We start from the raw sequence: 19,450 nt of genomic DNA on the forward strand, positions 1-19,450 counted from the left end.
GGATTATCCACTAGATGGCACTTTAATGCCTGCGCTGGAGAATGACCCGCCAAACCGCCTTCAGACCACGCTGATCGCAACCTCGATATTGCCGCGAGTGGCCTTGGAATACGGGCACGTCTGATGGGCAAGGTCCACCAGTGCCTGAGCGGCCGAGTGTTCAATACCCGGCAGGCTGACCCGCAGCCGCGCTTGCAGGTAATAGCCGTTTTCCGGGCTGTTCACCAGGTCCACATCGGCGCTCACCGCAGTGTCTGCCGGCAGGCGGATTTGCAGGGTTTGAGCGGCCTTGCCCATCGCGCCGATAAAGCAGGCAGACCAGCCGGCGCCAAACAGTTGCTCGGGGTTGGTGCCGGCCGCCTTGGAGCCGGGCGGCGACAGCTTGATGTCCAGTTGCAGGTCATCGCTGTGGGAAGCGCCTTCACGGCCGCCAGTGGTGTGGGTTTTGCCGGTGTAGAGCACGGTGCTGTTCTGGGACATGACGGTTTCCTTGTGAGTGGCCCGGGGTGGGCCGGTGTGCACAGGAAACCGTGTTGGCGTATCCGCAATGTGTCATCGCCAATGGGGCCGCGCCTCGCAGTGTATCGCCTCGGCGCGAAGATACGTTGGGATACAAAACGCTACTGCTGCACCCCAAACAACCCCGTCCAGTAGATGCCGGCATCACTTTTCGGGTCCATGGCATAGGCGGCGCCCATTTCGCGGAACTGCGGGTTCATCAGGTTGGCGCAATGCCCGGGACTGGCGAGCCAGCCGTCGACCACCTTGCGCGGGGTGTCCATGCCGGCGGCGATGTTCTCGCCGATCTGCTGGCCGATGTAGCCCGCCAGTTCAGCCCGGTCCCCCGGCGTGCGGCCGTCGTGGTCGAGGTGATCGAAGAAGTTGCCGTTGGCCATGTTGCGGGCGTGGCCGGCGGCGGCGTTGGCGAGTGCCTCGTTCCAGCTCAGCGGCGTGGTGGCGGCAAAGGCCTGGCCGCCACATTGGTGGGGTTGCTGGCGGGCGGCGTTGATGAGGTCGAGGACCTTTTTGCCTTCGGTCTGGCTCTCGCCCAGGCCACTGGTCAACAGCGGACGGGCCAGCACAATGCGCCAGTCCTGGCCGCTGTTGCTCACCCCGATATCAATGAATTGCGGGTCGAGCACCACCCGGCAAAAACTTTCGCGCACGGCTTTCATTGCGGCTTCAGCGTTCTTGGGCCCCGACAGGCTGATGGCCTGGACGTTGACCATCGGGTACGCCGCCCGCGCCAACGCCTGCTGCAGGTCGCCGACGCTGTTGACCGGCAACACCAGCCGCGTGTCGCTGGCCAGCGGCGGCAACTCCTGGGAACCCTGAGTGCCGCAGCGCTGAACCTGGCTGCGGTATTGATTGATCGAGTCGATCAACAGGCTTTCTTCACCCGCCTGCGCCTGGGCGCTAAACACCAGACTGGCGGCCAGCGTCGTAAGACCCATCATCAATGACAGAACGCGCATGGACGTTTCCCTTGAGCTTGAAAGTGCCCATGATGCGCGATGAAGGGGCATCCATGCACCCGTTGGTCCGAACTTTTTGCCTCAGTTCTTGAATGCCGAGTGTTTACGGCCCTGATCGCACAAGGCGAACACCACGACCAGCAGCGATGAGATGGCGAGGATTATCACAACGCCATCAGTGGAGTGGGTGGCCGACGCCGCGACCATCGACAACGCCCCTAATGGCGCGAGGCCACCTGCGATCGCGGTGCCGATTTCGCGCCCGGTGCCAAAGCCTGAAGAGCGGGTCTGGGTCGGGAACTGCCGGCTCAGGAACGAACCCTGGGGCGCGAACATCATCGGGGCGAGGATGCCGGTGCCCACGCCGATGGCAATGTAGATCATCAGGCTCTCACCGGTATTGAGCAGCGCGAGGAACGGATAGGCAAACAGCAGCGACAGCAGGCCACCGAGCATCAGCACGGTCTTGCTGCTCCACTTGTCGCACAGCCAGCCGAAGCACGGCACGGCGACGATGGCGATCAGGCTGGCGATGGTCACCGACAGCGACGTCACGTGCACATCAACGCCTTTGAACTGGGTCAGGTACGCCAGGGAAAAAGTCTTGAAGATGTAGCTCAGGGCGTTGTAGCCAATCGCCACGAAGAACACCACGGCCAAACCCTTGAGGTCGTTCTTGAACAGCGCCTTGAGCGGCGAGGCCTTGGCCTTCGCGGTTTCCTTGCTCAGTTCTTTGAACTCCGGGGTTTCCGGGATGCTGTTGCGCACCCACAGGCCCACACCCACCAGCGCGATGCTGCAAATGAACGGGATCCGCCAGCCGCCGGCCAGCAGGAATTCGTTGCCGTTGATGGTCAGCAGGTACACGGTCAGCGACGACAGCAGCAAACCCAGGTTCAGCCCCAGCGCCGGCCATGCACCCTGGCTGCCGCGCTTGCCTTCCGAGGCGTGCTCGTAGGAAGTGACCGCCGCGCCGGACAATTCGGCCCCGGCGCCCAGGCCCTGGATGATGCGGATAAACACCAGCACGATCGGCGCCCAGATGCCGATGGAGGCGTAGCTGGGGATCAGGCCGATCAGCGTGGTGCACACGCCCATCATGCAGAACGTCAGCACCAGCACTTGTTTACGCCCGAACTTGTCGCCCAGGTAGCCGAACAGAATGCCGCCGAACGGGCGGGCGATAAAACCGATGGCAAAGGTGGAAAACGCCATCAGCGTGGCGGCTTTCGGGTCGCTGTTATCGAAGAAAATCTTCGAGAACACAATCGCCGCCATGGTGGCGTACAGGTAAAAGTCATACCACTCCAGCATCGAGCCGAAGATCGTCGCGGCCGCGACTTTGCGCAGGCGTTTCTTGGTTTGCTCGGGGGTTTCAACGTCCGGGGTGCGGGCTGTTGCCGTCATTCTGTACTTCCTTATGAGTCATTATATTTATTGTCAAAGTGACGCGTGATGCAGGGTGTCAGTCGGGCTTGAACATGCGGTCGGCGATCATCGCGCCGATGGGAATTGCAGAGGTGGCAGCGGGTGAGGGCGCGTTGCACACGTGGAGCATTCGCGGGGTCTGGGCGAACAGGAAGTCGTGCACCAGGGTGCCGTCGCGCATCACGGCCTGGGCGCGGATGCCGGCTTCATAGGGCAGCAGGTCTTCGATGTTGAGCGAAGGGCAGTACTTGCGGCACTGCTCCAGGTAGCCGGACTTGAACAGCGAGTTCTTCATCTCGACGCTGCCGGAACCGAGGTTCTGCCAGAGGGTTTTCCAGAAGCCCGGGAAGCTTGCGTACTGCGCCACATCGCGCCAGTTCACCGAGAACTTGCGGTAGTTTTCGCGGCCCAGGCCGAGTACGGCATTCGGGCCGACGGTGACGCTGCCGTCGATCATGCGGGTCAGGTGCACGCCGAGGAACGGCAACTCCGGATCAGGAATCGGGTAGATCAGGTGGTTGACGATGTTGTTCTTCGATTCCGGCAGGCGGAAATATTCGCCGCGAAACGGGATGATCTGGTGGTCGATCTTGACCCCGGCCATTACCGCCAGACGGTCCGATTGCAAACCTGCACACACCACCAGGTGCTTGGCCTGCCAGCTTTCACCCCGGGTGCTGACGGTAACTTTGTCGGTGTCCTCGACGATGGAGGTCACCGTGCGTTCCAGGCAGATTTCCCCACCGGCACGGCGGATGACCCGGGCCATGGTTTCGCAGACTTCGCGGTAATCGACGATACCAGTTGCGTCGAGAAACAACCCGCCCAGCCCGACGATGTTCGGTTCGCGCTGGCGCAACTGGTCGGCGTCCAGGCGTTCGACCTTCATGCCGTTGAGCTGCGAGCGGGCGTAGAGCGCTTCCATTCGCTGCACTTCCAGCGGGGTGGAGGCCACCAGCAACTTGCCGCACACCTCGAACTTGATCCCGTGCTCAGCGCAGAACTGCTTGGTGGCCTCGGCGCCGCGTTTGCACAAGTCGGCCTTGAGGCTGCCCGGCGCGTAGTAGATGCCGGCATGGATCACGCCGCTGTTATGGCCGGTCTGGTGCTTGGCCAGCAGGCTTTCCTTTTCCAGGATTACCAGGGAGGCGTTCGGCTGACGCTTGAGCAACTCCATTGCGGTGGCCAGGCCGACGATGCCGCCACCGATGATGCAAAAGTCATAAATCATTGTTTTAGGTACCTACGCTTTTCAGTCTGCTTATCAGGTTGTCAGACTAATGATTTTGTTAAAAAAACGGCGCGCCCCACGGCACGCTTCAAAAGGGTCTGGATCGGTTAATTGATAGCGGGCAGTTCCAGATGCAGACGCCGTGCTGCGGCGCGCAAGTGGGCTTCGGCACAGGCAGCGGCGCCTTGGGCGTCACCGTCGACGATGGCCTGGTACAGCGCGGTGTGTTCCTGGGTGGCGTCGGCTGAACCACTGACAAAACGGGTGGCAGAGTTTTCCCAGGCGGTCTTGCGCGCACTGGCCAGTTGGCTGCGGAGGAAGTCATGGAAGGCCACGAAATAGTCGTTCTTGCTGGCCTCGGCGATGGCGCGATGGAATTCCACATCGGCCAGGGCGGCGGCTTCGAAGTCGGCGCGCTTGTCGTGCATTTCCTGCAGGGCGGTCTTCATGCGGTGCAGGTCAGCGGCATCACGGCGCTGGGCGGCAATCGAGGCGGCCTGGGTTTCGATCCACAGGCGTACTTCGAACATCTGCGCCAGGTCCGGACGGCGGCCGTTCTTTTCCGGGAAACGGAACACGGTGCCGGCCGGAGTCTGGGAAATAAATGAGCCCAGGCCACGCCGCGCAGTCAATACGCCGTCGGCCTTGAGCTGGGCAATCGCTTCACGCACCACTGAGCGGCTGACGTTGAGCTGTTCAGCCAGTTGTTGTTCGGTAGGCAGGCGCGCTTCGGGCGCCAGTTGGCCGGAATCGATTTCTGCACGAATGGCGCTGACAACGCGCATAACGAGCGAATCAGGGCGCTGGAGCTCAAGCATGGGAAAACCTTGGTAATCAGGTTGTCAGACAATAGTCGTTACGATTTTACCTTGTCAAGACAGCTGTTACGCGGAACCGGGCGCGTAGGGCCAGGAAAAGACCTACACCAATCAGTACCAATGCCACGCCGAACGTGGCTCGCATCCCACTTCCCACGTCGGCGGGAGTGGCCGTGGCGAGGTCACCTGAAATGTGCGCAAAGACCGCACCCAATGCCGAGGCGCCCGCGATCAGCCCCACATTGCGCGACAGGTTGAGCAAGCCGGCGACTACGCCACGGCGGTCTGGCAGTACGTCGCTCATCACCGCGGTGTTGTTGGCGGCCTGAAACTGGGCGTAGCCGAGGGTGAGGATGATCAGCGGGCCGATGTACCCGGCGATCCCGAGATTCAGCGGCGTCAGTGCGAGCAACAGGCAGCCGGCCAGCATCGCCAGCAGCCCGACAATCGTCATCGGGCCGCTGCCGAAACGGTCGGTCAAACGCCCCGCAGGTACGCCCATCAATGCTGAAACGCAGGGCCCGACTGCCATGGTCAGGCCCATCCAGGCGGGGTCGAGGCCCGCACCGTGGGTCAGGTAGAAGGGCCCGACGACGAGTGTCGCCATCATCACCGCCGACACCAGGGCGCTCATGGCCAGGCCGGCGCTCAGGGTCGACTCCCGTAGCGTCGACAAGAAACTGAACCCGGATTGCACGGGCTGTTGCTCGCGGCGGTCGACCCGCAGATAACGCCGGGCGAGGGCAAAGGTCAGCAACCCCAGCGGCACGGTGATGAAGAACAGCGCGCGCCAGCCAAACCCGGCGATCAACATTCCGCCAAGGCTTGGCCCCAGCGCGGTGCCTATGGCCGACATCGTGCCGAGCAAACCCATGGCACGGCCGGTACGCTCCTTGGCGACGGTCTCGCCCACCAGCGCCATGGTCATGGCCATCATGATCGCCGCGCCCAGGCCTTGCACGGCACGCGCCGCAATCAACAGCCCGAGGGAGGGGGCCGCGCCGCACAGGGCCGAGGCCACGGTGAAGAGCAGTAACCCTGCCAGTAGCAAGCGGCTGCGGCCCATCAGGTCGCCCAGTCGCCCGACGCTGACGATCACGGCGGTGATTGCCAGCAAGTAGGCAAGCACCACCCACTGCGCCGCTTGAAAGGATGCGTCAAACGCTTGCACCAGGCTTGGCAGGCCAACGTTGGCGATGCTGGTGCCCAAAGACGCCAGCAACATGGACAGTGACAGGGCGGCGAGGGCGCCACGAGGTGCAGGTGATTTCATCAAGAGGCTCCAGGGTTTGACCGCTGTCGGAAATCTACGCCGTCACCTAACATGGCGGAAGGCGCAGCATTTGCACTTTATACGTGCGCCAAACGCCCTGTGAGGTTTGCCGTGTCGACACCTGATTTCAATCTGCTGGTCACCCTGGATGTATTGCTCGCCGAAGGCAGCGTCGCCCGTGCCGCTCAACGCTTGCGCCTGAGCCCGTCGGCGATGAGCCGGGCCTTGGCACGACTGCGGGAAACCACGGGCGATCCGTTACTGGTGCGTGCCGGGCGTGGCCTGGTACCAACGCCGCGGGCGTTGGCGTTGCGCGAACAGGTCAGTCAGTTGGTGCAGGACGCCGAAGCGGTGTTGCGACCCGCTGCGACGCTGGACTTGAGCCAACTGGTACGCACCTTCACCTTGCGCACCAGCGACGGGTTTGTTGAAAACTTCGGCCCGGCGCTGTTGGCGCGGGTCGCCCGGGAAGCGCCTGGCGTGCGGTTGCGCTTCGTGCACAAGCCGGACAAAGGCAGTACGCCGCTGCGCGATGGCAGCGTCGACCTGGAAACCGGCGTGGTCGACAGCAGCGCCAGCCCTGAAGTGCTGACCCAAGCGCTGTTCCGCGACCGGTTTATCGGCGTGGTGCGCAAAGGGCACCCCCTGAGTCAGGGCGAAGTCACACCGCAACGCTTCGCCGAAGGCCAGCACATCTACGTGTCCCGGCGCGGCCGTGATCAGGGCCAGATCCATCAGGCCCTTGAAGCGCTCGGGCTGACCCGGGACGTGGTGACCATCGTCGCCGGCTTCTCCACCGCCCTGGCACTGGCCCGCAGCACCGACCTGATCGCCAGCGTACCGGAGCGCCATACCGCCAACCTGCACAGCGACCTCTACCGCTTTGCGCTGCCGTTCGCCTTCCCGGACTTCACCGTATCGATGCTCTGGCACCCACGCCTGGACGCCGACCTGGCCCATCGCTGGCTGCGCGGTTGCCTGCGGGAGGTGTGTGCGCAATGAGCCGAGCCCGGACAGGAAAGCACCGACCCCCCTGTGGCGAGGGAGCTTGCTCCCGCTGGGCTGCGAAGCGGCCCCAAAACCGGCATCCTGTTTCCAACTGAAAGAACGCGGTGCGCTTAATGGGGCTGCTACGCAGCCCAGCGCGGAGCAAGCTCCCTCGCCACAATGGGTGTTTCCGGGTCCACGGCGGCCCTTCAGCAGGTACAATCCGCCTGGCCTTAAAATGAAACACCAGGAATTCGAATGTTCAGCCTTACCCATTATGAAACCCCATGCCCCGAGCCGATCAATGCGCAGATCCTGCAAATGGTGGTCGACAACCTGACCGACATCAGCATGGTCGCCATCCCGCCGAGCAACCTGCTGTACAACGTCTACCAGTACGCGATCGGCTACGAAGTGCACCTGTACCTCGAAGCGCTGGGCGGCTCCAAGGGCATTGCGGTTGAACTGATCGTCGCGCTGGACGCGCAGGAGCAGGTGATCGGCTTCCTGCTGTACCTGCCGGTGAAAGACGATCCCGAGGCGTGCGGCGTGGCGTACATGGCGGTGCACGCCAGCCATCGGCGCAAAGGCGTGGCGCGGGCGATGATGCAGGACATGCTCGCTCGCTACCCCCATGCCGAACTGACCTGCGCGGTCGAGAAGGTACCGGCGTTCGAGTCCATGGGCTTTCAACTGCGCGGCGTGCGCGGTACTCAGGTGCTGATGAACACCCGCGACTACAGCACTGACGGCTTGATGGGGCTGCTGGATGTGGCGTCGATCTACAGCTCGCTGGAGGTGCGGCAGATCCACACCTACCTGCTGCAAAAACACGGCAAGCGGGCGATGATCGATGCGGAGAAACAGCGTGATCGACACTTCGACCAGATGACCCACAAGGCCCGAATGTTTGTGCACGCAAGGCTGGGTTAACGCGCTCCTCGACTCACCATCGACTTGATGCTCGCAAACAGTTCCTCCTGTGCCTCCACCGGGCTGATCTCTGCGCTGGCGGCGGCGTGGGACAGCGCTTCCGCTGCGCCCAGCATCCCCCTCAAACCGGCCTGACTTATCACACCGTCCGCGGCAAAGGGGGCGAGGGCATCCCGGCACTTGCCGAGGAAAATCACGTCGTACTCACGCTTGATGCTCTCCAGTTCCGGGCTGCCGGCCAAAGCAGCAATCACCCCCGGAATTTCACGCCCTTGTAGCAACACACAGTCGACGTAGCACGAGGCGATGACCCACGCGCGGTCGTCCAGGGTGGGTTCGCTGGCCTCGATTGCGGCGGCAAATACCTGGTTCTGACGGGCGTCGAAATCTTCATACAGCGCGGCCAACAGCCCTGCGCGATCGCCAAAATGGTCATACACCACCGGCTTTGTAACGCCGGCCAACTCAGCCAGATGCCCCAGGGTCAGGGCATCGGTGCCTTCTTCTCGCACCAGTTGCCAGGCCACGTCGAGCAGCTGGCGTAACCGGTCATCCCGGGACAGGCGGCGGCGAGGGGCGGGGGATTGATCGCTTGACATGCTTATATACCAAAAGTAACTTACCAACGGTAACTTAGCTCAAGCCTACTCAATTTGCCTTCTCATCGCTACCCCGACGGAGTCACTGCCATGCACGCGCTGATCGTTGTTGCTCACCACGACTCACACTCCCTGACCCACAGCCTCGCCAAACAGGCGGCTGCCGGCATAACTGCCGCCGGCCACACCTTTGAAATTGCCGACCTCGCCGTTGAAGGTTTCGACCCGCGTTACAACGCCGCCGACCATAAAGTGCATCGCACCCGCGCCACGCCGCCGGCCGACGTACTGGCCGAACAGGCCCGTCTGGACCGCGCCGACGCGTTGGTGCTGGTGTTCCCGATCTTCTGGTGGTCAATGCCGGCCTTGCTCAAGGGCTGGATCGACCGGGTATTCGTCAACGGTTGGGCCATCGACTACAGCCTTGAGACGAAGGTGGTGAAAAAACTCGGCCACTTGCAGGTGCACTTGCTGGGCGTCGGCGGGGCGGATGAGGGTGTGTTTGAACGCCACGGCTATGCCGACGCCATGCGCACGCAAATCGACCATGGGATCTTTGATTACTGCGGTGCGAAAGTGCTGACATCCGAGCTGCTGTTGGACTCGGAAAGCGGCGCTGCCGAACAGCATCTGGAGACGGCGGCGAAGTTGGGGCGACAACTGTTCGTCACCCTGGAACCCTGTGAAACCGCCTAAACCAGGCTGCTCTGTATGAGCGCTGCCAGCTGTGCTACCGCAGCGCCTGGCGCTGGATGGCTGCAATGCAATTCATAGCCAAGGGACGGCACCGGCGGCAGACCGTCGAGTACACGCAGGTGCGCAGGCAAACCGATACGGGTGCGCAAGGTCACACCCAACCCGGCATCGACCGCCGCCCAGATCCCGCCCACGCTGGGGCTGGTCAAGGCAATGCGCCAGGCAATGCCGGCGCGGTCCAGGGCTTCGGTGGCGGCGCTGCGCAATACGCAGGGTGCCTCGAACATCACCAGCGGCAGCGGCGCGCCCTCGGCGCGCGGTAGTTGAGGTTTGTCCCGGGGCCCGATCCAGTGCATGGGTGTTTGCCCCAGGCGGGTGCGGCAGGACGATGTCTGACCGGTTTCCCAGGTCAGCGCCAGGTCCAGGCTCGCGCTGTCGATCAGGGTCAACAGCTCGGCATTGCGGCCTATCCGCACTTCAAGACTGATCATCGGGTACAGCCTGGCGAAGCGCCGCAGGATGTCACTGAGCACATGCTCGCCGAAATCCTCCTGCAAGCCGAGGCGCAAGGTGCCTGCGGTTTGGGTTTCGTTAAGGCTGCTGAAGACAGTGTCATTGAGGTCCAGCAACCGCCTGGCGTGGCCGAGCAGCGCTTCACCCACCGGCGTCAGCACCAGCCCGCGCCCGGATTTGCTCAGCACCGGCGTGCCGACCTGTTCTTCGAGTTTCTTTAATTGCGCGCTGACGGCTGAGGTCGAACGGCCCAGGCGATCCGCCGCCCTGGCAAAGCTGTTCAGCTCCACGCCGGTGACGAAGGTGCGCAGTACATCAAGGTCGAAGGTGGGACGGCGCATTGAATGGTCCATTAAAACGGGATGGTGGATACCATTAAATCTGATATTCGGAATGATCCTGGCTTGCTAGTTTTTGCCCGTCAACTGAATTGTCGGAGCGAGCGTCCATGAGCAACAAATTTACCGAGCTGACCCGCGACGTGCTGTTCGCCGATATCTGGGAGCGCGAGGGCCTGTCGCCCAGGGAGCGCAGCCTGATCACCGTGGCGGCACTGGTGGCGATGTACCGTCTGGAGCAACTACCGTTTCACTTGCAGCGGGCGGTTGGCAATGGCTTGAGCGTCGAGGAACTGGGTGAAGTCATCACTCACCTGGCGTTTTACTCTGGCTGGCCAACAGCGGCGTCGGCGCTGAACCTGTTGGCAGCCATCCATCCTGCGGAGTAACCCCATGCCTTACGCTCGAATCTCTCTGCACCGCGGGAAATCCCCTGAGTATCTGCAAGCGCTTTCACAGGGATTGCATGACGCTCTGGTTGAAAGCTTCAAGATTCCTGACGCGGATCGCTTCCACGTGATCCACCAGCACGAAATTGGCGAGATGATCATCGACCTCAACTATTTGGGCGGCCCGCGCAGCCACGACTATGTACTCATCGCGATCACGGGCGGTAAACCTCGTGATACCGAGACCAAACGGCGGTTTTACCAGGTGTTGGTGGAGCGACTGGAGGCTGCGATCGGGCTGAGCCCTGAGGATGTGATGGTGGTGATTACGACGACGGCGGCGGATGAGTGGTCGTTTGCAGGTGGCAGAGGGAATTAGCAGCACGGGCGTACTTTTCCAATTGGAATGATTGCCCACAAGGTATGGAGAGGTGATCGGGAAATGTCAGTCTGGAAAGGAGGACCTTTCTGACAACCTTTCAGGCGGCTCAGTCTTACTCTTTGCGCTCTTGTGGAATCCAGGAGTAAAGGAATGACTTCCAGCGCCTTGAAGGACGGTTTTCCAGCTGCCTATCGCACCACCCGCAAACGGATCGAAGGCAGTATCGACCTCGGCCGGTTGTTTGCCGCGATCGATGCTGACCCGGCGATTGCGGGCGCAGGGGGTGTGTACCTCGACGATCAACTGTGGCCGGTGACGTTGCGTGAGCTTCAGCCGGTTTGCAGTTTGTTGCCCAAACGGGTGATTTTGCGTGAAGCGCCGAGGTACATGGCGCGGCTGGATCTTATACGCGAGCTGCAGCAGTAGCCGAGGGAGTCGCATGGGTACTTGAGGCCGTCGGTATGGGTGCAACCATGAGTGTCATAGGCAGCGGCGTCTCCGGGAATATCCGGACACTGGCCATCGGCCTATATGAAGAGTTTGAATAATGGAACTGAGAAATTCCCCTAGAGCTTTTATGGCTCACTATTTTCCGGTTTTCGTCTGTGCTTTTATGTTTGCGCTTTTCGCTCTTGCGGTAGCGGGGTCGTCGATGGGTAGTACCTATATGCGAGGCGTGCCTGCTTATCGTAGTTACACGGGACTGGATGTGGGCATCGCTTCCATTATCTTGTCAGCGGGCAACTTTCTTATCCTCCGAGGTCGCGCCTGGGGCGTCTGGATACTGGCAGGCAGTTGTGTGATGAGCTTTTTCATTGTGCTGTTCACCTACAGTTATCAGCCCCATCCTTTTATCTACACAACGGGGCTGTTGTTCCCGCTGCTAAGCCTCTACCTGCTCAATACCCAACGCCACCGCCAAATGCGCGCAGAACTCGTTCTACTTCGTCACGAACGCGAGCGCTACAAAGCCGGCTTTCGGCCCCCGCGTACTCAGGAGATGGCCCAGGCTCGCCTCGAATACAAAACGGCCCGCAGGCTCAAGCGTGAAAATCGCCGCAAATGGAACGCCGCCCTCAACCCTCGCGAAACAAGTCATGGGCATCCAGCAACCGATACGCAATCTCCGGCCGTTTCTCCATGCCCTTGCGAATCGCCGCCGGGATCGACTGCCGGGTCTTGCGACACAACCCCGGCAAGTCATCGATAACGATCTGAATCCCGCGCATCAAGCGACGGTCACGCAAATAAAGGATGCGATTGGCGCGTCTATGAGTATTACCGGCAGCGGGTTGTCCGGGAATATTAGAACCGTCGCTATCGGCCTATACGAAGAGTTTGAATGATGGAATTGAGGCATTCACGTCAGGCCTTTCTGGCTCGGTATGGCCCGGTTTTTATTGGTGCTTTTTTTTGCGCGCTTCTTGGGCTTGTTATGGCGAGCGCGCTTTTGGGCAGCACCTATCTACATCGGATTTCTGGTTACCGCAATTACTCGGGTCTTGATATGGGCGTAATGTCAGTGATCTTGTCGGTGGGAAATGCTCTTGTTGTGCGAGGGCGAGCGTGGGGAGTCTGGATAATGGTTGGCTGTTGTGTGCTGAGCTTTTCTGCGGTGATGTTCACTATCAGCTACACACCAGATCTTTTTACTTTCTCGACAGGGCTTTTGTTCTCGCTTCTAGGCCTCTACCTCCTGAACACTAAACGCCACCGCCAAATGCGCGCAGAACTCGTTCTACTTCGCCACGAACGCAAGCGTTACAAAGCCGGCTTTCGGCCCCCGCGTACTCAGGAGATGGCCCAGGCTCGCCTCGAATACAAAACGGCCCGCAGGCTCAAGCGAGAAAATCGCCGCAAATGGAAGGCTGCCCTCAACCCTCGCGAAACAAGTCATGAGCATCCAGCAACCGATACGCAATCTCCGGCCGCTTCTCCATGCCCTTGCGAATTGCTGCCGGGATCGACTGCCGGGTCTTGCGACACAACCCCGGCAAGTCATCGATAACGATCTGAATCCCGCGCATTGTCTTCACTTCCGTATGGCCCGGCGCGACATGCACGCGAATCCCCAGTTGCTGGTGCATCAGCTGTTGCATGCGCTCCAGGTCGGGCAGGCTTTGCAGGTTTTCGAGGCGTTCGAGCAGGCGTTTTTCTTCCTGGCGCGTCAGGTGCAGGATGCGTGCATCGGCGCCGGGAAGGTCGAGCAGTTGCTCACGATTGCAGTCGCAGACGCCGGGTGGGCAGGGTTGGCGAATTGTCATGCAGTCTCCCTCCCGTTACCGGCGCCGGCGGCTTACCAGGTCAGATGGACCCCAAGGCTTTCCAGCTCTTTCCAGTACTCAGGATAGGTCTTGCCGACGCAGTCCGGGTCCTGAATCCTGATCCCCGAGACCTTCAAGCCCGCCAAGGCAAAGCACATGGCGATGCGGTGGTCGGCGTGGGTGTCGATCAGCGCGTTGCAGGTGGTACCCGCCAGGGCCGGATCGCTGGCTACCAGCAAGTCATCACCTTCAATGGTCGCCAGGCCTGGGCGGATTTCATTCAGACCGTCATGCAGTGCCTGCACCCGATCACATTCCTTGACCCGCAGGTTGGCCAGTTCCGTGAAACGTACCGGCGTGTTGTTGAACGCTGCGAGCACGGCGAGGGTGGGGATTGCGTCCTGCATCTGCGAACCGACAACCACCGGTTGCATGTGCGGGAACTGCGCGATCACTGCCTGGGCCTTGGCATCGGGCTGGGTGAAATCCTGCGGGGCGACACCGAGGTCGATGCGGCCGCCGGTCAACACTTCGGCAGCCCACAAATAGGTGGCGGCGGAAGCATCAGGCTCGATCAGGTAGTCGTGGGCGGTGTAGCCGGTCGGGGCCACGCGCCAGGTGCTTTCATCAACGATGTGTACCTGGGCACCGAAGGCGCGCATGCAGTCCAGGGTCAGGTCGACATAGCCACGGGCGCCAATGTCCTTGCCGGTCAGGGCCACTTCAATCGGGGCTTCGCCGCACGCCGCCAGCATCAGCAGCGCCGACACATACTGGCTCGACAGGCCGCCGTCGATCTCGAAACGCTTGGCTTGCACGCGGCCAGTGCCATGGACGGTCACGGGTGGGCAACCGGTAGGGCTGTCGACCTGGATGCCATTCTGGCCGAGGGTCGCCAGCAGCGGGCCGATCGGGCGTTTTTGCATGTAGGCATCGCCGTCCAGCACCACGGTGCCTTGTACAGTGGCCACGGCAGCGGTGAGGAAGCGCATCGCCGTGCCGGCGTTGCCGAGGAACAGCGGCTGCGCCGGCAATTGCAGCTTGCCTACGCCGGTGACGACGAACGTGGTGTCATCCGGTTCATCGATCACCACGCCCATCTGCCGCAGGGCCACCGACATGTGGCGAGTGTCATCGCTTTTCAGCGCGCCGCTCAAGCGGCTGGTGCCCTTGGCCAGGGCCGCCAGCAGCAAGGCACGGTTGGTAATGGATTTGGAGCCGGGGGGCGCTACCTTGCCGTTCAATGGAAAGTTGGGCGGTGTAACGGTCACGGTTTTCTGCGAACTCAAGGTACAAGGCTCCTGCTTCAAGGCGGGTGGCATTTGGCGGACACGAATAATCGGCCAAACACGCTACCGTTGTCGAGCGTGGATCGTTGAGAGTCGCGGGTTATGGCGCCATGCGGCCATTCATGTCGCCATACGCTCGCACTCGTGAAACCACCATTGGTCGACATTTCCCTCCTTGATGTCGATTGAGCGCCTGATGGATCGACTACAAGCACAACAACCCGTCGAATCAGGAGAATGATCATGTCTTACGTAGATGGCTGCGTCATCGCGGTGCCCACCGCAAAACGCGAACAATTCATCCAGCACGCCAAGGCCGCCGCCGTGGTGTTCAAGGAACACGGTGCGCTGAATATCATCGAGTGCTGGGGCGATGACGTGCCCCAGGGGCAGGTGACCTCGTTTCCCATGGCGGTCAAGCTCAAGGAGGATGAAACCGTGGTGTTTTCCTGGATCGTCTGGCCGTCGCGGCAGGTGCGTGACGTCGGGATGAGCAAGGTGATGGAAGACCCGCGCCTGAAGGCAGACGTCAATCCGATGCCGTTTGATGGGCAGCGGATGATCTATGGCGGGTTTGAGATGATCCTCAACACCTGAGGCCAGGCGTTCATGGACGGCCGCTGTAGTCCGATCGCCTGTCGTAGGGTAGGACCGACGACAACTCTGGTGCAAGACCGGCGCGAAAGCTACGCAAAACAAGGACATGACGCGATTTGTCTGACAGAACCGTCGGGTAGACAACCCGGCGGGGTGGGCTAAGTTCAAGGCGCTTCCCATGACGGGAGGTCTTCAATCAAGGAGTGACTGAAATGAACAAACCCCAGACTCAACTCAAGCATGGTCGCGTCGTGACCCCCGCCAGCCGTGGCGCGGTGGCGGTGGAACGCGGACTGCTGGAAAGCTGGCAAGTCAACGAAATGGAAGGTGGCAAGAACTTCCCGGCCCTCAACGCAGGCCCGTTTCCGGCGCCTTACGAAACCGACGATCAGAGCGTCACGCCGCCCGCTGACGGGCACATCCTCAGCGGCGGCAAGACCGATGCCCGCGACTGCGTGAACTTCACCGACGAAGAAATGGGCAAAAAGCTCAACACCCCGTTTAACTGGCCGTTACTGAATGTTGAAGCCGGCCAGGTGTTCAAGGTGCAGTGGGCTTACACCGCCGCACACGTAACCCGTGGTTATCGCTGGTTGATCACCAAGGACGGCTGGGACCCCAAGCAGCGCATCAGCCGCGCTCAACTGGAGCCCAAACCGTTCTTCGAGGACTTTTATACCCAGGTGCCGTATTACCAGCACTCGGCTGAACTGAAGGCCAAGGTTGAACATCAGGTGACATTGCCCAAGGGCAAGAAGGGCCGGCATGTGCTGGTGTTGATGTGGATCGTGGCCAACACCGGCAATGCGTTCTATCAGGCGTTTGACGTCGATTTCAACTAGCGACAACTGAACCTGGAGGCAAAACAAAATGTGGCGAGGGAGCTTGCTCCCGCTGGGCTGCGAAGCAGCCCTGAAAATCAGGGGGCGCTTCGCACCCCAGCGGGAGCAAGCTCCCTCGCCACAGGTGTTGCGTTCAGCGCTGGGCCAACCAGTAGTCGTGCAACGCGCGGGCGGCCGGTTCGATAGCGGCTACCCGTTGCTGATGGGCATCAACATCCAGGTCTGCCGGCAGTTCAAAGTTGTCCTGCTCGGCGCACCAGGAAATCTTCTCCAGTTGCCCGGCCTGTTCGGCGGGCAGCTCTGGCCAGTTGCCAATCGCGGCGCCACGGATATAGCCAAAGCACCATTCTTCCGCCAGGGTCAGTGGCTGGTCCTGATGCTCGGTTTCTTCGAAACGTGCTTTAAAGCCTTGGGCATCGGTCGCCAGTTGCGTGGCAATGGCGTTCATATGGCGCACGCACAGCTCAAGGAACTGCCCGGCTTCTTCCGGGCTTTCCCAATCCGGGTTCTGCCCACCAAAGATCCCCGGGAACCATTCGGCAACGTCCACTTGGGCAGGGCTTGAAACCAGTGCGGTGAAGTAGCCGTCGAGTTCCGCCAGGTTCAGCACCGAATGGTCGTCGCCGTACTTGAGCAGGGTTTCGTCGATGAATTCGAAATCGGCGGGGGCGAGGGGTTGGTCGTGCATGGGCATATCCTTTGTGCGTAGAACGCCGCTGATGGGGCGGCTTAAAGCGCGGAGGATGGCGCGTGTCGGGGTTTTAATCCAGCTTCTTCAACGCTTTTCCCACAGGACGCACAGCTTGCTCATGCACATCGAACCCGCCACTGCGAGGATGATCGGCACCAGGAAGTCATGGTCGATGCGGGTGAATTCCGCCACCAGCACAATCGCCGTCAACGGCATGCTCATGCTCGATGCCAGGAACGCTGCCGCGCCAATGATCGCGAACGCCCCCAGCGGCACGCCGGGCCACAGCAGGTTCCAGGCGCCACCGAGGATGATCGCGAGCAACGCGCCGTTGGCCAGCGCCGGGGTCAGCAGGCCACCTTCGGCACCGGCGCGCAGGCTGCTGGCGGTGATCAGCACCTTGACCACCAGCAGTACGGCGGCCAGGGCGATGGTCAGCTCGTTGTCGAAGCCCAACTGCGCCGGGCCTTTGCCGTTGCCGAGGATTTGCGGCAGGAACATCGCCAGGCCACCGATGATCGTAAAGTTGATCAACGACAGCACGGGCAGCCGCCAGCCACGGGCGGCGTTGCTGCGGGCTGCTCCGGTCAGGCGGGTGAATCCGTAGGCGGCGAGACCAAATACCGGGCCGCAGGCCAGCGCCCAGGCGATCAAGCCGGGGCTGAGCACGAAGTGCGGCACCACGTATTGCGCCTCAGCCCCCAGGCCGATCCAGGCCACTGATGCGCCGATGGCCGAGGTGGCCAACGCGATCACCGCCGCAGGCCAACTGAACACACCCACCAACACTTCGAGCACAAACACCGCGCCCCCCAGCGGCACGTTGTACACCGCCGCCAGCCCGGCACCCGCGCCGCAGGCAACAATCAACCGATGCATGTCCGGTGCCAGGCGCGCCCGTTGTGATAACCAAGTGGCGGCCAGTGCGCCGACTTCCCGTGGCGCCACTTCACGGCCCAAGGGCGAGCCGAGGGCCACGGTGATGATTTGCAGCACGGCGTGGGCTAGGGTGGTCTTGGGCGGCATGATCGGCGCCTCGGCCGAGACCGCTTGCTTGATGCTCACCAACGGGCGGCCATAGCGGTAGATCAACCACCAACCCACGCCGGCTACTAGGCCGCAGGTGATCAGCACCAACACCCGGCGTTCGGGCGCGGCGGCGGTGACGCCGAGCAAAAAGGTTTCATGGCTGATCAGGCTGTCGAGGCTGTAGCCGTAGGCCAGGTGCTGAATGCCGTGCAGCAGCAAGGCGAGGAGCATGCCGCCCAGGCCGGCGCCGATGCCGGTAAAGATGACGACGAGGGCAAGAATCAGCAGCGAACGGGTCTTTGAGGGCATGAAGGGTCCAGGGAGCCGGGTTTTCGAGCCTGATTCTATAGCGCAATGGTGACGCCATAGCCCCGAGATGTAATGCAACTGCGCGAACTGGCGTTCCACAACATTGCATTACGTTCAGATTACTTTAACGGCCCGGCCAATTGCCTGAATCGGACCTGTCGGCTTGCCGGTTTTCGAGCCACCCGGGTTTTCCAGGGTCAGCTCAAACAGCTGGTTCGGCGCCAGTGGCGGGAGTTTGTCCAGCGGCACAGATAACGTCTGCCCAGGCTTGACCAAGCCCAGCGACACCGGGCCTTGCCAGTCTTCGCCCTTGGTCCAGAACTGCAAGGTCTTGTCCGCCGGTACTTCCATGACGCCCAGGGGAATCAGCTGGATTTCCTGAGTATTACTCGCCTGGATCACCCAGCCCGGCGCCTGGTTTTGCGGGGCGACCAGCACCACCACATAAGCGGTCGGGTTGATGGCAGGTGTGCGGGTGAGTAGCAGCGTCGCCAACACCAGGCTTGCCGCGATGCCGGCACCGGCCAGCCCGCGCCACAAGGCCAGCCGGTTCCACCACGAAACGGGCGAACCGTGAGTGGCCGAATGCCCCAGGCTGCGCTCGATGCGTCGCCATAAATACACCGACGGCGTTGCGGGCGGGGCCTGCTCGGTCAATGGCAATAGGCGCTGCTCCCAGGCCTGTACCGCTGCGCGCAACGCGGCGTCGGTTGCCAGGCGTTGTTCCACCTCGGCACGCTGCTCGGTGGGCAAGGTGCCCAGCACGTATTCGCTGGCCAGTTCGTCGATGCTGTTCATGCCATGCACTCACGCAATGCCGCGAGGCTGCGTTTGATCCACGCTTTCACGGTGCCCAGCGGGGTGCCGAGTTTGTGCGCGATTTCGCTGTGGGAATAACCGTCTACGTACGCATGCAGGATGCAATTGCGGCGGGCCGGGTCGAGTTGTTCGAGGCAACTGTAGATCCGCCCCGAGCGCGCTTGATAGTCGAAGGTGTCGGTGGGCGCTGCGCTTTCATGTTCTTCGCTGAGGGGCACTTCGCGGCCACTACTGCGCACAGCATTCAACGCCAGGTGTCGGGTCACGCTGTACACCCAGCCGCGGGCCGAGCCTTTGTGCGGGTCAAAGCTGGCGGCACGGTTCCAGATCTTGATAAAGGCGTCATGCACGATGTCTTCGGCCACCGCCTTGTCGCGCACAATGCGCAAGGCAACTCCCAGCAACCGGGAGCTTTCCTGTTGGTACAGCCCGCGCAAGGCCGGTTGTTCGCCACGGGCGCAAGCCAGCAGGCAGGCTTCATAGTCAAAATCGGCTTCAGGCAAAGACAGGTTTCCAGGTGGAGGCCCCGGCGGAGAGCCCGGGGCGCT

General features: G+C 61.6%; 21 protein-coding genes and 2 pseudogenes. 8 read left to right on the plus strand and 15 right to left on the minus strand.

Features of this window, described 5'->3' with window-relative positions:
* Positions 1-60: 60 nt before the first annotated feature.
* The 6 genes from NVB75_RS00940 to NVB75_RS00965 form a co-directional block, all read right to left on the minus strand.
* Positions 61-480, minus strand: coding sequence for an organic hydroperoxide resistance protein (locus NVB75_RS00940; protein WP_258345428.1), 420 nt, complete (start codon positions 478-480; stop codon positions 61-63).
* Between the two features lie 140 nt (positions 481-620).
* Positions 621-1,475 (minus strand): CAP domain-containing protein, encoded by an 855-nt coding sequence (locus NVB75_RS00945; protein WP_258345430.1) that lies wholly within the window; start codon positions 1,473-1,475, stop codon positions 621-623.
* Positions 1,476-1,556: 81 nt separating this feature from the next.
* A complete protein-coding gene (locus NVB75_RS00950) occupies positions 1,557-2,882 on the minus strand; it encodes an MFS transporter (protein WP_063029757.1) in 1,326 nt (441 codons plus the stop codon).
* A 58-nt stretch (positions 2,883-2,940) separates the two neighbouring features.
* Positions 2,941-4,134, minus strand: coding sequence for an L-2-hydroxyglutarate oxidase (lhgO, locus tag NVB75_RS00955; protein ID WP_258345431.1), 1,194 nt, complete (start codon positions 4,132-4,134; stop codon positions 2,941-2,943).
* Between the two features lie 107 nt (positions 4,135-4,241).
* Positions 4,242-4,952, minus strand: a complete 711-nt coding sequence (locus tag NVB75_RS00960; protein ID WP_063029761.1) for a FadR/GntR family transcriptional regulator — start codon at positions 4,950-4,952, stop codon at positions 4,242-4,244.
* Positions 4,953-4,998: 46 nt separating this feature from the next.
* Complete coding sequence (locus tag NVB75_RS00965) at positions 4,999-6,225, minus strand: MFS transporter (RefSeq protein ID WP_258345432.1); 1,227 nt, start codon at positions 6,223-6,225, stop codon at positions 4,999-5,001.
* A gap of 111 nt (positions 6,226-6,336) precedes the next feature.
* Here NVB75_RS00965 and NVB75_RS00970 point away from each other — a divergent pair, with 111 nt between their 5' ends.
* Both NVB75_RS00970 and NVB75_RS00975 read left to right on the plus strand, forming a co-directional pair.
* Positions 6,337-7,227 carry a LysR family transcriptional regulator gene (locus tag NVB75_RS00970; RefSeq protein ID WP_258345433.1) on the plus strand — a complete coding sequence of 297 codons (891 nt, stop codon included), beginning with the start codon at positions 6,337-6,339 and terminating at the stop codon, positions 7,225-7,227.
* A gap of 243 nt (positions 7,228-7,470) precedes the next feature.
* The gene (locus NVB75_RS00975; protein WP_063029767.1) at positions 7,471-8,145 is read left to right on the plus strand and encodes a GNAT family N-acetyltransferase; all 675 of its coding nucleotides are present in this window, start codon (positions 7,471-7,473) and stop codon (positions 8,143-8,145) included.
* Here the strand turns inward: NVB75_RS00975 and NVB75_RS00980 are convergent.
* Complete coding sequence (locus NVB75_RS00980) at positions 8,142-8,744, minus strand: TetR/AcrR family transcriptional regulator (protein WP_258345434.1); 603 nt, start codon at positions 8,742-8,744, stop codon at positions 8,142-8,144. The two genes, NVB75_RS00975 and NVB75_RS00980, sit on opposite strands and share 4 nt — an antisense overlap.
* 90 nt (positions 8,745-8,834) lie before the next feature.
* Here NVB75_RS00980 and NVB75_RS00985 point away from each other — a divergent pair, with 90 nt between their 5' ends.
* Positions 8,835-9,440, plus strand: a complete 606-nt coding sequence (locus NVB75_RS00985) for an NAD(P)H-dependent oxidoreductase (RefSeq protein WP_258345435.1) — start codon at positions 8,835-8,837, stop codon at positions 9,438-9,440.
* Here the strand turns inward: NVB75_RS00985 and NVB75_RS00990 are convergent.
* Positions 9,437-10,294, minus strand: a complete 858-nt coding sequence (locus NVB75_RS00990; protein WP_258345438.1) for a LysR substrate-binding domain-containing protein — start codon at positions 10,292-10,294, stop codon at positions 9,437-9,439. The two genes, NVB75_RS00985 and NVB75_RS00990, sit on opposite strands and share 4 nt — an antisense overlap.
* Before the next feature lie 107 nt (positions 10,295-10,401).
* Between NVB75_RS00990 and NVB75_RS00995 the strand changes: the two genes are divergently transcribed.
* The 3 genes and pseudogenes from NVB75_RS00995 to NVB75_RS01005 all read left to right on the plus strand — a co-directional run.
* Positions 10,402-10,680, plus strand: a complete 279-nt coding sequence (locus NVB75_RS00995; RefSeq protein WP_008436391.1) for a carboxymuconolactone decarboxylase family protein — start codon at positions 10,402-10,404, stop codon at positions 10,678-10,680.
* Positions 10,681-10,684: 4 nt separating this feature from the next.
* Positions 10,685-11,059 (plus strand): tautomerase family protein, encoded by a 375-nt coding sequence (locus NVB75_RS01000; protein ID WP_258345442.1) that lies wholly within the window; start codon positions 10,685-10,687, stop codon positions 11,057-11,059.
* Between the two features lie 153 nt (positions 11,060-11,212).
* A pseudogene (locus NVB75_RS01005) lies at positions 11,213-11,482 on the plus strand (NAD synthetase); the annotation flags it as partial.
* A gap of 656 nt (positions 11,483-12,138) precedes the next feature.
* Here the strand turns inward: NVB75_RS01005 and NVB75_RS01010 are convergent.
* The 3 genes and pseudogenes from NVB75_RS01010 to aroA form a co-directional block, all read right to left on the minus strand.
* Positions 12,139-12,291, minus strand: a pseudogene (locus NVB75_RS01010) (hypothetical protein); the annotation flags it as partial.
* 645 nt (positions 12,292-12,936) lie between these two features.
* Complete coding sequence (locus NVB75_RS01020) at positions 12,937-13,326, minus strand: hypothetical protein (protein WP_017475570.1); 390 nt, start codon at positions 13,324-13,326, stop codon at positions 12,937-12,939.
* 32 nt (positions 13,327-13,358) lie between these two features.
* On the minus strand, positions 13,359-14,615 hold the full coding sequence (aroA, locus tag NVB75_RS01025) for a 3-phosphoshikimate 1-carboxyvinyltransferase (protein ID WP_258345443.1): 1,257 nt from the start codon (positions 14,613-14,615) through the stop codon (positions 13,359-13,361).
* Positions 14,616-14,858: 243 nt separating this feature from the next.
* On the opposite strand from aroA, the gene NVB75_RS01030 reads away from it, so the two are divergent.
* Complete coding sequence (locus NVB75_RS01030) at positions 14,859-15,212, plus strand: DUF1428 domain-containing protein (RefSeq protein WP_258345444.1); 354 nt, start codon at positions 14,859-14,861, stop codon at positions 15,210-15,212.
* A gap of 212 nt (positions 15,213-15,424) precedes the next feature.
* Complete coding sequence (locus NVB75_RS01035) at positions 15,425-16,054, plus strand: lytic polysaccharide monooxygenase auxiliary activity family 9 protein (protein ID WP_258345445.1); 630 nt, start codon at positions 15,425-15,427, stop codon at positions 16,052-16,054.
* Positions 16,055-16,187: 133 nt separating this feature from the next.
* Here the strand turns inward: NVB75_RS01035 and NVB75_RS01040 are convergent, their stop codons facing one another.
* From NVB75_RS01040 to NVB75_RS01055, 4 genes are all read right to left on the minus strand, one after another.
* The gene (locus NVB75_RS01040) at positions 16,188-16,742 is read right to left on the minus strand and encodes a UPF0149 family protein (RefSeq protein WP_167664681.1); all 555 of its coding nucleotides are present in this window, start codon (positions 16,740-16,742) and stop codon (positions 16,188-16,190) included.
* An 87-nt stretch (positions 16,743-16,829) separates the two neighbouring features.
* A complete protein-coding gene (locus NVB75_RS01045) occupies positions 16,830-18,083 on the minus strand; it encodes a chloride channel protein (RefSeq protein ID WP_258345448.1) in 1,254 nt (417 codons plus the stop codon).
* Positions 18,084-18,197: 114 nt separating this feature from the next.
* Positions 18,198-18,881, minus strand: a complete 684-nt coding sequence (locus tag NVB75_RS01050) for an anti-sigma factor domain-containing protein (protein ID WP_258345450.1) — start codon at positions 18,879-18,881, stop codon at positions 18,198-18,200.
* Entirely contained in the window at positions 18,878-19,405 is a 528-nt protein-coding gene (locus tag NVB75_RS01055; RefSeq protein ID WP_258345451.1) for a sigma-70 family RNA polymerase sigma factor, read from the minus strand. Before NVB75_RS01055 ends, NVB75_RS01050 begins: the two co-directional genes overlap by 4 nt.
* Between the last annotated feature and the right edge of the window lie 45 nt (positions 19,406-19,450).

The organism is Pseudomonas sp. CBS, from assembly GCF_024734645.1.
Taxonomy (GTDB): Bacteria; Pseudomonadota; Gammaproteobacteria; order Pseudomonadales; family Pseudomonadaceae; genus Aquipseudomonas.